Consider the following 11,882-nt stretch of genomic DNA (forward strand, 5'->3'; position numbering starts at 1 on the left):
CCGTCATGCCGTCCTCCAGCGACTTTTCGGACCCGAATCCCGATGCCTCCGCGAGCTTATCTCCCCGGCCTGTTCGTCACCGGCACCGACACCGGCGTGGGCAAGTCCGTCGTCAGCGCCTCGCTGCTGCATGCGATCCGCGCACTCGGCGCGCGCGCGATCGGCATGAAGCCGGTGGCGAGCGGCTGCGAGCCGGGCGCGCAAGGCTGGCGCAACGAAGACGCGCTGCTGCTGCAGGCGGCCAGCGATCCGACGCCGCGCTACGAGGACGTCAACCCGTACGCGCTGCCGCAAGCGCTGGCGCCGGAGATCGCCGCGGCCGAAGCCGGCATCGAGATCGGCCTGGAGCCGATCCTCGCCGCATACGCGCGCCTGCGGGCGCAGGCCGAGGTGATGGTGGTGGAAGGCGTCGGCGGCTGGGCCGCGCCGATCGACGCCCGGCTCGACCAGATCGATCTGGTGCGCGCGCTGGATCTGCCGGTGGTGCTGGTGGTCGGGTTGCGCCTGGGCGCGATCAACCACGCCCGCCTGAGCGCGCGCGCGATCGCCGCCGACGGTGCGCGTTTCATCGGCTGGATCGCCAACGACATCGATCCGCAGATGGCGCGCATGGACGAGAACTTCGAGATCCTGTGCCGGCGAATGCCGGTGCCGTGCTGGGGCCGCGTGCCTTATTCGCCGCGTCCCGATCCGGCGCGGCTGGCGGCATCGCTGCGGCCGCAGGTGTAATTCACCGTCATCGCCGCCGCGGCGCGGACAACAAAAAACCCGGCAGCGCAGGCTGCCGGGTTTCGTGTATCCGCGTTACCCGCCGGAGAGAGATACGTTGCGATTACTTCGCCGGAGCGGCGGTCGCCTTGGTCGCGGCCTTGGCGGCCTTCTCGACATTGGCCTGGGTGGCCTTGGCGGTGGTTTCGATCTGCGACTTGGCGAGTTCGGCGATGGCTTCGTTGGCCTTCAGCGTGCGGCCGAAAGCTTCCTGACCGGTGCTGACAGCGCGCTCGACGTTTTCGCGAGCGATCTGCACGCCTTTCGGCCACAGGGTCTTGAAGGCTTCGGCATCGCGCGCTTCGGCGGCTTCACCGAAGAAAGCGAAGGTCGCGTTGACGCGCTCTTCGATCGCGGCGATCTGCAGACCGAACACGGCCTCGGCGTTGTCGAGGGCCAGGCGGTTGACCTGAGCGGCCGTGTCCGCGAACTGGCGCGTAGCGGCGGCGAACTGTTCGTTGAATTGCTGGTACATGGCTGAGCTCCTGAGGGAAGGTCCAGACGAAGTACGACTGGATTGTGCGGTGCAGCATATGCCCGGGTTTGTTGCGATGCAACATGGAGCCGACGAGCGGTCGTAAGCCGTTCAGAAATCCTGCCTATTCAGCAAGTTGCGGCTCAGCGGCCCGCTGCGGCAAAGCGCCCGCGGGGCGCCGGAGTGCGCGCGAATTCGCCGCTCGCGGGCGGCCTGAGCAGCTTGGCCGCGGCGTGTGTCAGGGGCGGGGCGGGCGGATGACGACGGCCCGGCGGCAGGCGCGATGGCGGCTTGCGACGGCGGCGGCCCATAGCCGGGCGCGGTGGCCCGTGATCGCGGAAACGCTCGCGCCGAAAACACGCACGCCGCGCAAGGGCGCGGCGTGTGGAAAGCGTATTGGCATGGACGCGAGGGCTCAGCCCCGCGCGCCGATGCGGATCAGCCGCGGTAACGGCAGCCGGCGGTGCAGGTTTCGTGCACGACGATTTCGCTCAGCAACGGCAGGACCGGCTTGAGCTGATCCCACACCCACACCGCGAGCCGTTCGCTGGTCGGATTCTCCAGACCCTCGATGTCGTTCAAGTAATGGTGATCGAGCCGGTCGTAGATCGGCTGGAAGGCCTTTTTGACGTCGGCGTAGTCCATCACCCAGCCGGTGTGTTCGCCCAGTTCGCCGTGCAGGTGCACCTCGATCCGGAACGAATGGCCGTGCAGGCGCGCGCACTTGTGCCCCTCGGGCACGTTCGGCAGGCGATGGGCGGCTTCGAGAGTGAAGACCTTGAAGATGTCGATGGCAGTCATGGAGGCAACCGGTGGGGCGGTGCGGGCGCTGGCCGGCGAGCGGTCGGCGCGTGGGGTGATCGGGCGATGCATGTCGCGCGCGAATCCGGATTCGTTCCGGCCGTTCGCTGCACGCCAGTGTGCTCCGCGGGCCGCATACGAAAAAGCCCGCTGCGCTGGCGGGCCCGGGTGGTGCGGCGCTTTGTCTTGTGGTGGCTATGGGTGGACTCGAACCACCGACCCCAGCATTATGAGTGCTGTGCTCTAACCGGCTGAGCTACATAGCCACGGGGAACCGCGAATTCTTCATGTCCGGGGCCGGGTTGTCAATCCTTCCGGCGCGCTTTGCCCGACTTGTCGTCTGCCTCACCCCGTGGCAGAGTCGGACACAGTGAATTTGGAGTCCGCATCGTGATCGATCCGGACGGCTATAGGCCTAATGTCGGCATCGTGCTGATGCACCCGGACGGCCGCCTGTTCTGGGCGCGCCGCGTGCATCGCGACGGCTGGCAGTTCCCGCAAGGCGGGATGAACACCGACGAGACGCCGCTCGAGGCGATGTATCGCGAGCTGCGCGAAGAAACCGGCCTGCTGCCGCAGCATGTCGAAGTCCTGGGCGCGACCCCCGGCTGGCTGCGTTACCGCCTGCCGCGCCGGGCGGTGCGGCGCAACGATCGCCTCGTATGCATCGGCCAGAAACAGGTGTGGTTCCTGCTGCGGCTGACCGGGCAGGAATCCGATCTGTGCCTGGATCTGACCGACAAACCTGAATTCGATAACTGGCGCTGGGTCGATTTCTGGTACCCGGTCGAGCACGTAGTCATCTTCAAGCGCGGCGTGTACGCCAGCGCGCTGCGCCATCTGGCGCCGTTCGCCCGCCATGTCGCTGGCCCGCAGGCGGTGCCGGCGCCCGATCCCAATGCGCGGGCCTGCGACGGCCAGTTCGCCGGCAGGGCCCATCAGCGGCCGCGCGCGCGGCCTTGCGGGCCGGGCAATCCGGTGCGCGGCGGCGGCTCCGAATCCAGCGGCTGAGGCCGGCCAGCGGCCCGCCGGGCGGAGTTCCCTTGAACGCCGGCACGGGTTGGGTCGGCGTTAATTGACAATCATTCGCATCCGTGGCGGAATAGTCGCGCAGCCAGCCGGCTGCATGCCGAAGACCCCGCCCGTGTACGTGTGCATCTGCAATGGAGTCACCGACCGCGATATCCGCCAGGCCGCCGAGGCCGGTTGCCGCAGCGTGCCGGAGCTGACCATGCGTACCGGCGCCGGCGCCAATTGCGGCAGTTGCCTGGAGCTGGCCAGCTCGTTGCTGGAGCAGGCGCGCAACGTGCGCGAACTTCCCCTGGCGGTCATGCAGCAAGCCGCCTGAGCGGCCGCGGCCCATCCGGCCGCTTCACTAACTTAAGCAGTGCCTTCCGACCGCCCGCTTCAGGGCGGTTTTCGCATGCGCGCCTGCGAATCCGGCCGCCGTCGCATAACCCGGGCATGCGCCGACGACACTGATTCTCGACTCCCTTTGCGCACGATTCGCGTTTCGTCATGGCTTTTTCGAAAGGACTACAGTGCCGGCCATTGCAACGTCGGAGCCCGGCCATGAAAGGCGACCCCAAGGTCATCGAATTCCTCAACAAGGCGCTCTTCAATGAGCTGACCGCGATCAACCAGTACTTCCTGCACGCCAAGATGCTGAAGAACTGGGGCCTGAAAGAACTCGCCGAGCACGAGTACCACGAGTCGATCGACGAGATGAAGCACGCCGACAAGTTGTCGGACCGCATCTTGTTCCTCGACGGTCTGCCGAACTTCCAGGCCCTGGGCAAGCTGCGCATCGGCGAAAATCCGCGCGAGCTGCTGGCCTGCGATCTGGCGCTGGAACTCGAAGCGATTCCGCTGCTGCGCGAAGCGATCAAGTACTGCGAGAGCGTCAGCGACTACGTCAGCCGCAAGCTGTTCGCGGACATCCTGGATTCGGAAGAAGAGCACGTGGACTGGATCGAAACCCAGCTCGCGCTGATCGAGCGCCTGGGCGAGCAGAACTATCTGCTGACCAAGATCGAGGAATGAGTTCGAAGCATTGAGAAGCCGGCGAGCGCGATGTTCGCCGCTTCCTCGCGGTTCCACGGTTCAGCCAGCCAGCGACGTTCACACCGAAGCCAGCAAGCCAACGCCGTACTCGGGTCACCGCGAGTTTCGTGCTGTCGTCAAACAAAAAGCCGTCGGCGCTGAGCCGGCGGTTTTTTTTTGTTTTTTCGACGCGGCGCTGGCTCTTGGGGAGGGGCTTCAGCCCCGATGCTCTCAGATCGCAGCAGGCCAAAAAAAGCCTTCACCCCGATGCCGCGACCCCGGCCTTGGGCTTGCGACGGAACAGCTTGCGCCAGATCCACCACAGCGCTGTCGCGACCAGCACGCTGATCAGCACCACGATGCCCAGCGTGATCCAGGGGTAGGCGAACACCAGCGCCAGCCCGCCGACCACCGCGGTGTCCTCGGCCACCGACGCGGTCCAGTTGCTGACCGGTTCCGGCGAGGTGTTGAGCAGGGCGCGGGTGCCGGACTTCAGCACGTGGCTGGTCAGCGCCACGCCCGCGCCCGCGGCCAGGGCGCCGGCGCCCAGTTGGCCATCGGGCGACATGGTCGCGGCCGCCAGAAACGCGCCGACCGGCACCCGCAGCAGGGTGTGCAGCAAGTCCCAGCCCGAGTCCACGCCGGGAATCTTGTCGGCGAAGAACTCGCCCACGGTCAGCAGGCCGCACACGCCCAGCACCCACGGCGACTGGGTCGCCTGCAGCGCCTGCGGCAACTCCAGCCAGCCCAGGGCGCCGGCGATGCCGACCCCGAAGACGGTCAGATAGACCCGGACCCCCGACAGCCAGGCCAGAACTACGCCAACTGCGAACAGGTGCGCATCGGACATCGTGGCGTTCCCGTTAAGATTTAGGGTTGAGTATAGGTAAAGCCGGCGGTGTGAGCCGTCGTTGTCCGCATGATCCCGTCCGCATGAGCAAGACCCCGCCGCCGCGTTTCGTCATCGTCCAGCAGCAGCCGGACAAGCGCCCTTATATCTGGTCCGCCGTCGGCGTGGCGTGGGCGCTGTCGCTGGTCGTGGCTTGGCTGTGGTCGCAGTCGCTGGCCGCGCCGAAGCTGCCCAAGCTCAGCGCCGAGCTCGACCAGACCAAGCGCGAGCTGCGGCTGCGCTCCAAGGCGCTGGAACAACTGGAACAGCGCGAAGCCAACCTGCAGCGCTCCGACCAGATCAGCCGGGCGGCCAACAAGCAGGTGCAGAACTCGTTGGCCCAGCGCGAGGAGGAAATCTCCGATCTGCGCGCCGACGTGGCCTTCTACGAACGCCTGGTCGGCGCGACCGCGCCGGCCAAGGGCCTGAACGTGCACTCGGTGGAGTTCAAGCCCGAGACCGGCGGCACCTGGCGTTACCAGATCGTCCTGACTCAGAATCTCAACCGCGGAGCGGTCAGCAGCGGGGGGCTGCAGTTCCAGGTCGAAGGGGTTCGCGGCGGCAAGCTGGCCGCGATCGGCTGGGACGAACTGCACCAGAAGTCCAAGGCGCCCGCCCAGGACTATTCCTTCCGCTACTTCCAGCAACTCGACGGCAGCGTGATGCTGCCGGCCGGCTTCACCCCGCAACGCGTGCGCATCTCGCTGCACGGGGAAAACGCCGCGATCGAGCAGCATTTCGCCTGGAAGAGCGGCGTCACCGTAACCGGGGAAACTTAAGCGATGTTCAAGACCAACAGTAAACCGACCCAACTGCGCGAAGGCCAGGTCGACACCATGATCGGCCCGCAGGTGGTGATCCGCGGCGACCTGCATTTCAGCGGCGGGCTGTATATCGAAGGCCGCGTGATCGGCAAGCTGGTGGCCCTGGACGGGAAGCCCGCCAGCCTGACCCTGGCCGAGAACGGCGTCATCGAGGGCGAGGTGCGCGCCCCGGTGGTGATCATCAACGGCCAGCTCGACGGCGATGTGTATGCCAGCGAGCGGGTCGAACTCGCCGCCAAGGCGCGCGTTCAAGGTAATGTGCACTACAAGGTGGTCGAGATGACGGCCGGGTCGATGCTCACCGGACGCCTGATCCACGCCGATTCGCCGGCGGCCGCGCTGCCGGCGCCTGAAGCGCTGATTACCGCGGACGCCCGCATGGATTGAGGGCTGCCGCCCCAGCCCCCAGACGGTGCGGATGAGCGACGAAACCTCACAGTCCGCGCCGTCTCCCGGAACCCCGGCCGACCGTCCCGCGACGCAGCGGCCGGCGAGTGCCGCGCCCGATCCGGCCACTGGCCACGACCACGCTCCCGCCGGAGCGACGGCTCCGCCCTCGTCCGGCCCGCCGCCGTCCGGCGCGGGCGATGCGGGTCACCATCGCTGGCGCATTCCCGCCGCCGTGCTGCTGGCCGCCGCCCTGGGCTTCGGCGCCTGGGGGCTATGGCGATCGCTGAGCGAAACCCAGGACGCCCCGCCGCCGCCCGGTCCGGAGGCGTCCAGCTTGACTCCGCGGCAGATGCAGGCCGACCTGGAGCAACTGCGGCAGCGCGTGGCCACCCTGGGCCGTTCCGACGCCATCAGCCGCCAGGCCAATCGCGATCTGCAAAGCGCCCTGGCCGAGCGCGATGAGGAAATCGCCGGCCTGCGCGCCGACGTCGCCTTCTACGAGCGGCTGGTCGGCGCCACCGGCCAGCGCCGCGGCCTCACCGTGCACTCCCTGAAGATGCAGCCGCAGGATGGCGCGCCCTCGGCCTGGCACTTCACCACCACCCTGACCCAGAACCTCAACCGCGGCGCGGTCAGCGCCGGCCGTCTGACCCTGGCGCTGGAAGGCACCCGCGCCGGCAAGCTCGAAAAGCTCGCCTGGGCGGACCTGCGCCAGCAGCCCGACGCGCCGGGCGCGGGATATTCGTTCAAGTACTTCGAACAGGTCGAGGGCGACGTATTCGTCCCCGCCGGCCTGACCCCGGTCCGGGTCACGGTGCGGCTGACCCCGCAATCGGGCGCGGCGGTCGAACAATCCTTCAGCTGGGCGGAGGCGACGCGCGACACCCTCGCCACGACGCCCGCGGCGGCCAATCCGGGCGGCTGAGGCCGCAGGCAGGCCCGTTCCGGGCGCCGCGGCCGCCGATATCGCTGATCGGACGTCCAGACAGGCCATCGGACCGCACCAGCCAATCGCAGTGTTCGCCTGGCGCGCTTGAATGCGGGCGCGGCGGCCTTATCCTTTCAACATGGAAATCACCACGCTCAATGCCGCGCCGGGCTACCAGTCCCTGGATCGGCCGTTGCAATTCACCTCGTCGGCCGCCAGCAAGGTGCGCGAGCTGATCGCCGAGGAAGGCAACGATGCGCTCAAGCTGCGCGTCTACATCCAGGGCGGCGGCTGTTCGGGCTTCCAGTACGGCTTCGAATTCGACGAGCAGCAGGGCGAGGACGATCTGGCCGTGCAGACCGACGGCGTGACCTTGCTGGTCGATCCGCTGAGCCTGCAATACCTGATGGGCTCGGAAGTCGACTACACCGAAAGCCTGCACGGCTCGCAGTTCGTGATCCGCAATCCGAACGCGAAAACCACCTGCGGCTGCGGCTCCTCGTTCGGCGTGTGACTACCGCGCAAGCCGCTTCCGCGACCGGCCGGCCGTTCGCCTTCGTCGAGGGCGATGCCGCATGGCAGGCGGCGCTGGATCGCGCCGATCATCTTCGCGATCAACCTGAAGCTCTGTCCGAACTGTGGCCGCGGGCGCGGGTGATCGTGCTCGACAACTCCGGCAACGCGCTGGCCGACGACGACGGCAGCCTGCGCGCGCCGCTCGGCCGCGAACTCAGCGACGGTCCCGGCGGCGTGGGCGCGGCGGTGTTTCTCGGCCTGGCCGCGGACGGGCAGGCCTGGTTCTCCATCGACGCCGAGCTGGTCGCCTTCGACGCGCCGCGCCGGGTCGATCTGCGCAGCGCGGCCGGGCACTGGCCGTTGCTGCAGGCCAGCGTGTTCGCCCAGGCGCGCGCGCTGCAGCATTGGCGCAGCCGCCATCGCCATTGCGGCGTGTGCGGCGGCGAAGTCGCCTCCGCGCGCGCCGGTTGGCAGGGGCGTTGCGGGCAGTGCGGCACCGAACATTACCCGCGCACCGATCCTGCGGTGATCGTCGCGGTCAGCGACGGCGAACGCCTGCTGCTCGGCCGCCAGGCCGGCTGGCCGGCGCGGCGTTATTCGGTGATCGCCGGTTTCGTCGAACCCGGCGAATCGCTGGAGCAGACGGTCGCGCGCGAAGTGCTGGAGGAAACCGGCGTGCGCGTGCGCAGTTGCCGCTATCTGGGCTCGCAGCCGTGGCCGTTCCCGAGCGCGTTGATGCTGGGCTTCGCCGCCGAAGCCGAGCCCGACGAACCCAAGACCGGCGATGAGCTCGAAGAAGCGCGCTGGTTCACCCTGGACGAAATCCACGCCGCTTCCGCGCGCGGCGAACGCGCCGCCACGGGCGAGCCGGGCGACGACGACGGCCCGCTGCTGTCGCCGAGCATTTCCATCTCGCGCTGGCTGATCGAACACTGGCGCGTGGCCGCGCAGGCGCGCGCGGGGCGTTGAACCACGCAAGGGCGTGCGCGGTCGCTTCGGTTGCGAGCGCTCCATTCTGCTGAGTATCGAATCGCTCCCTCGCAAGCCTCTCCTGCAGAGACCTCGAAGGCTCGCGACCGCGCCTGCACGCGGTCGCGCTAGAATCCGGCCAGTTCATGTTTTTCTTCGCCTCGCCAGGAGCGTCGCCCCGATGTCCGTCACGCTGATCGCCGCCGTCGTCGCACTCGTGCTCGGCCATCTCGCGCAGTCCCTGGCCGCGTCGGTGCGTCATTACGGCTGGTACGGCGACTGGCTGCGCTGGATCGACAGCCGCTTTCCCGAGGGCAGCTTCTGGCGCGGACGCTGGGGCCTGGTGATCGCGCTGTTGCCGCCGCTGCTGGCGGTGGGCCTGTTCCAGTTGGCGCTCGATGAACCCCTGATCGGGCTCGGCGGCCTGGTGTTCGGCATCTTCATCCTGTTCTACGCCTGGGGCCCGCGCGATCTGGATCTGGACGTGGAAGCGCTGGCGTCGGCGCGCGACGGCGTCTCGCGCCGCGAAGCCGCCGCCCGCCTCTGGCCGGAGGGCGCCACGCCCTTGCTCGACGGCGGCTCGCTGGTCGAGGCGGTGTTCCGCAGCGCGCTGCGGCGCTGGTTTGGCGTGCTGTTCTGGTTTTTGCTGCTCGGCCCGGTCGGCGCATTGGGCTATCGGCTGGTCGCGCTGGCCGCCGAGGGCGAGGCGTCCAAGCAATTGTCCGGCGACACCCTGGGCGGCGCGCGCACGTTGCTGGCGCTGCTGGACTGGCCGGTGGCGCAGCTGCTGACCCTGGCGCTGGCCCTGGTCGGCAATTTCGACACCGTGCTCGGCGCCTGGCGCGAAGCCGGCGGCGCGCGTTTCAGCCTGGACAACCGTTTCCTCGGCGCGGTCGCCCGCGCCAGCGTCAAATGCGAGTTGGCCGAAGAAGCGGCCGACTACGTGGACGAATCCGGCGTCGCCGCTCCTGCGCAGGCCGTGGCGCTGATGACCACCGGCGAAGTGCCCGAACTGCGCGACGCGATGAGCCTGGTCTGGCGCAGCCTGCTGGTCTGGCTGGCGGTGCTGGCCTTGTTCGTGATCGCCGGTTTCGTCGCCTGACCCCTCGCGCGGCGGCCCTGCGCCGCTGAGATACCGCGCATCCCCGGAATGCGACCGCCTGAGCGGAAACCGAACGCAAGCGCACGGCCGGGGTAGGGGGGGCTCGTCTGGACTGCGTTTAGACGTACAGGTTTCGCGTAAACCGCGTGCCGCATTGTCGTTCGCCGCCGGCCACCCCGGTGCGGACGACGGTCCTGCCGAGGGGGCTGGACACACTCTTGCGCAGCGGCTTTCACGGAACCTGATTCGCGCGTTGGTCAGCGCGATCGCGGCAGCAGCCAGACGGCGCGACGGCGATGAGGCGACGCTTTACCCGCGCACGAGAGCCCGGCGATCAAGACCGGGCCTCGTGTGCGGAGTAAGCATCACTCATCGGATGCGCGCTTCATCACGCTAGCGGAGGATTCGGATTGGTGAATCGCTTCACGTCCCAGCTTCTGGTCGGTCTGAGTCAGGCCGATCCCGGCCCCACGGGTTTTGCGCCCGGCGCTGCTGCGCAAGGCGACCTGAGCTTCGTTCACCCGCCCGTTGCGGCTGGGCTAGTATCGAAGCAGGTAACCAGGGCATGGATGAAGGTGGACGTGGGCCAGGATTCATCGGCGGCGAATCAGCCCGCGACGACGCGGCAGGAAGACGATCACTTCGTCGGCTTCCTGCGCGATCACCGCGAGCCGTTGATCGCGTTCTTGCGCAAGTCCGCCGCCTCGCACGAGGACGCGCAGGACATCGCGCAGGAAACGATGATGCGGATGCTGCGTTATCGCGACCAGCCGGCCGACGCGTTGAAGATCCTGATGTACCGCATCGCGATCAACGCGCTCAACGATCGCGGCCGGCGGCAGAAAACCCGGCATGCGCCCGAGCACGTGAGTCTGGATGAGGATTACCACGCGCTGCCGTCGCAAGAGCCCAGCCACGATCAGCGCGTGGCGACCGAGCAGGAACTGGCGCTGGTGCGCGCGGCGATCATGCAATTGCCGATGCGCAGCCGGCAGATTTACCTGCTCAACCGCATCAACGGAATGAGTTACACGCAGATCGCACGACACTGCGGTATTTCTGTAAAGGCGGTGGAGAAGAATATAGGCCGGGCGCTCGCGCTGTTGCGCGTGCGCATGAAGGAAAGCGGCTACGAGAGCTTGCAAGAACCATGACTACTACACTGCCCACATCGACGACGACCCCGACAGCCGATCCCGCAGACGGCCGCGCGGAAGCGTGGGTGGCGCGGCTGGATTCGCCCGAGTGCACCGCGCAAGATCGCGCCGAGTTCGATCGCTGGCTCGACGCCGCGCCCGAGCACGTTACCGCCTACGTCGCCGCCGAGCGCGCGCATCAGGCCGCGGCGCAACTGGCCAGCGACGAAATGCTGCAGGCCGCCGCGCGCATCGCCTGGCGCGCGACCGGTCGCGAAAGCGCTCGCTCGCGCTGGTGGATGCCGGCGGCGATGGCCGCTTCCCTGCTGGTCGCGACCGCGGTAGGCGTCAACTGGCTGCGCACGCCGGCGCCGGCAAGCGACGATCGCTACCTCACCGCGGTCGGCGAGCAGCGTTCGCTGCGTCTGGCCGACGGCACCCAGGTGATGCTCGACACCGACTCGGTCATCGTCGCGCGCTTCAGCGATGAGCGCCGCGAGGTCGAGGTCGATCGCGGCCGCGTGCAGTTCCAGGTCGCCGCCGACGCCGCGCGCCCGTTCTCGGTCAAGGCCGGCAACGGCCTGATCCGCGACATCGGCACCACCTTCCAGGTCATCAAGACCGACAGCACGGTCAATGTCGGTTTGCTGGAGGGCGAGGTGATCGTCTCCAACGGCGTCGCCCAGGCCGACAGCACGCTCAAGCCCGGTCAGCAGCTCAGCTACGACCACAGCGGCCGCATGAGCCCGCCCGAACCGCTGGACCTCAACGCCGCGCAGGCCTGGCCGACCGGCGATCTGGTCTTCAAGAACCGGCGCCTGGACGCGTTGCTCATCGAGATGAACCGCTACTCGGCGACCAAGCTGCGCCTGGCCGATCCGGCCCTGGGCAAGATCACCGTCAGCGGGGTGTTCCATATCGGCGACCAGGCCGCGTTGCTGGAGGCCCTGGAGCAGGGCTGGTCATTGCAGTCCGAACAGCGCGCCGACGACGAAATCGTATTGCATCGCAAGTCCGGTTGAGTCCCCTGTACGCCGTAGC

At 68.1% G+C, this 11,882-nt stretch carries 15 protein-coding genes and 1 tRNA gene; 12 read left to right on the forward strand and 4 right to left on the reverse strand.

Annotated elements, in window-relative coordinates; all coding sequences use genetic code 11:
* Window positions 1-42 precede the first annotated feature (42 nt).
* On the forward strand, window positions 43-729 hold the full coding sequence (gene bioD, locus LG3211_RS03380) for a dethiobiotin synthase (protein WP_057941594.1): 687 nt from the start codon (window positions 43-45) through the stop codon (window positions 727-729).
* Between the two features lie 103 nt (window positions 730-832).
* Here bioD and LG3211_RS03385 read toward each other — a convergent pair whose 3' ends face one another.
* The 3 genes from LG3211_RS03385 to LG3211_RS03395 form a co-directional block, all read right to left on the reverse strand.
* Window positions 833-1,243, reverse strand: a complete 411-nt coding sequence (locus LG3211_RS03385) for a phasin family protein (protein ID WP_057941595.1) — start codon at window positions 1,241-1,243, stop codon at window positions 833-835.
* 438 nt (window positions 1,244-1,681) lie between these two features.
* Entirely contained in the window at window positions 1,682-2,035 is a 354-nt protein-coding gene (queD, locus tag LG3211_RS03390; RefSeq protein ID WP_057945243.1) for a 6-carboxytetrahydropterin synthase QueD, read from the reverse strand.
* A gap of 198 nt (window positions 2,036-2,233) precedes the next feature.
* Window positions 2,234-2,310: transfer RNA gene (locus tag LG3211_RS03395), tRNA-Met, on the reverse strand.
* A 124-nt stretch (window positions 2,311-2,434) separates the two neighbouring features.
* Between LG3211_RS03395 and LG3211_RS03400 the strand changes: the two genes are divergently transcribed.
* The 3 genes from LG3211_RS03400 to bfr all read left to right on the forward strand — a co-directional run bounded on the left by LG3211_RS03400 (window position 2,435) and on the right by bfr (window position 4,087).
* A complete protein-coding gene (locus LG3211_RS03400; protein ID WP_057941596.1) occupies window positions 2,435-3,055 on the forward strand; it encodes an RNA pyrophosphohydrolase in 621 nt (206 codons plus the stop codon).
* Between the two features lie 133 nt (window positions 3,056-3,188).
* Complete coding sequence (locus LG3211_RS03405; protein ID WP_057945244.1) at window positions 3,189-3,392, forward strand: (2Fe-2S)-binding protein; 204 nt, start codon at window positions 3,189-3,191, stop codon at window positions 3,390-3,392.
* A 224-nt stretch (window positions 3,393-3,616) separates the two neighbouring features.
* Window positions 3,617-4,087: a bacterioferritin gene (gene bfr / locus LG3211_RS03410; protein ID WP_057941597.1), complete on the forward strand. Its 471-nt coding sequence runs from the start codon at window positions 3,617-3,619 to the stop codon at window positions 4,085-4,087.
* A gap of 259 nt (window positions 4,088-4,346) precedes the next feature.
* On the opposite strand, the gene LG3211_RS03415 is transcribed toward bfr, so the two are convergent.
* Entirely contained in the window at window positions 4,347-4,937 is a 591-nt protein-coding gene (locus LG3211_RS03415) for a DUF4126 domain-containing protein (protein ID WP_057941598.1), read from the reverse strand.
* A gap of 83 nt (window positions 4,938-5,020) precedes the next feature.
* Here LG3211_RS03415 and LG3211_RS03420 point away from each other — a divergent pair, with 83 nt between their 5' ends.
* The 8 genes from LG3211_RS03420 to LG3211_RS03455 all read left to right on the forward strand — a co-directional run bounded on the left by LG3211_RS03420 (window position 5,021) and on the right by LG3211_RS03455 (window position 11,863).
* Window positions 5,021-5,755 carry a DUF6776 family protein gene (locus LG3211_RS03420; RefSeq protein ID WP_057941599.1) on the forward strand — a complete coding sequence of 245 codons (735 nt, stop codon included), beginning with the start codon at window positions 5,021-5,023 and terminating at the stop codon, window positions 5,753-5,755.
* Window positions 5,756-5,758: 3 nt separating this feature from the next.
* Window positions 5,759-6,187 carry a bactofilin family protein gene (locus LG3211_RS03425; RefSeq protein ID WP_057941600.1) on the forward strand — a complete coding sequence of 143 codons (429 nt, stop codon included), beginning with the start codon at window positions 5,759-5,761 and terminating at the stop codon, window positions 6,185-6,187.
* 31 nt (window positions 6,188-6,218) lie between these two features.
* On the forward strand, window positions 6,219-7,115 hold the full coding sequence (locus LG3211_RS03430; RefSeq protein WP_148648728.1) for a DUF6776 family protein: 897 nt from the start codon (window positions 6,219-6,221) through the stop codon (window positions 7,113-7,115).
* 142 nt (window positions 7,116-7,257) lie between these two features.
* Window positions 7,258-7,632, forward strand: a complete 375-nt coding sequence (erpA, locus tag LG3211_RS03435) for an iron-sulfur cluster insertion protein ErpA (protein ID WP_057945245.1) — start codon at window positions 7,258-7,260, stop codon at window positions 7,630-7,632.
* Window positions 7,633-7,706: 74 nt separating this feature from the next.
* Window positions 7,707-8,603 carry an NAD(+) diphosphatase gene (nudC, locus tag LG3211_RS03440; RefSeq protein WP_057945246.1) on the forward strand — a complete coding sequence of 299 codons (897 nt, stop codon included), beginning with the start codon at window positions 7,707-7,709 and terminating at the stop codon, window positions 8,601-8,603.
* 181 nt (window positions 8,604-8,784) lie between these two features.
* The gene (locus tag LG3211_RS03445; protein ID WP_057941602.1) at window positions 8,785-9,705 is read left to right on the forward strand and encodes a regulatory signaling modulator protein AmpE; all 921 of its coding nucleotides are present in this window, start codon (window positions 8,785-8,787) and stop codon (window positions 9,703-9,705) included.
* A 413-nt stretch (window positions 9,706-10,118) separates the two neighbouring features.
* Window positions 10,119-10,859, forward strand: a complete 741-nt coding sequence (locus LG3211_RS03450; protein WP_328230373.1) for an RNA polymerase sigma factor — start codon at window positions 10,119-10,121, stop codon at window positions 10,857-10,859.
* Window positions 10,856-11,863, forward strand: a complete 1,008-nt coding sequence (locus tag LG3211_RS03455; RefSeq protein ID WP_083512284.1) for a FecR family protein — start codon at window positions 10,856-10,858, stop codon at window positions 11,861-11,863. Before LG3211_RS03450 ends, LG3211_RS03455 begins: the two co-directional genes overlap by 4 nt.
* Window positions 11,864-11,882: the final 19 nt, after the last annotated feature.

The sequence above is a fragment of the Lysobacter gummosus genome (assembly GCF_001442805.1).
Classification (GTDB): domain Bacteria; phylum Pseudomonadota; class Gammaproteobacteria; order Xanthomonadales; family Xanthomonadaceae; genus Lysobacter; species Lysobacter gummosus.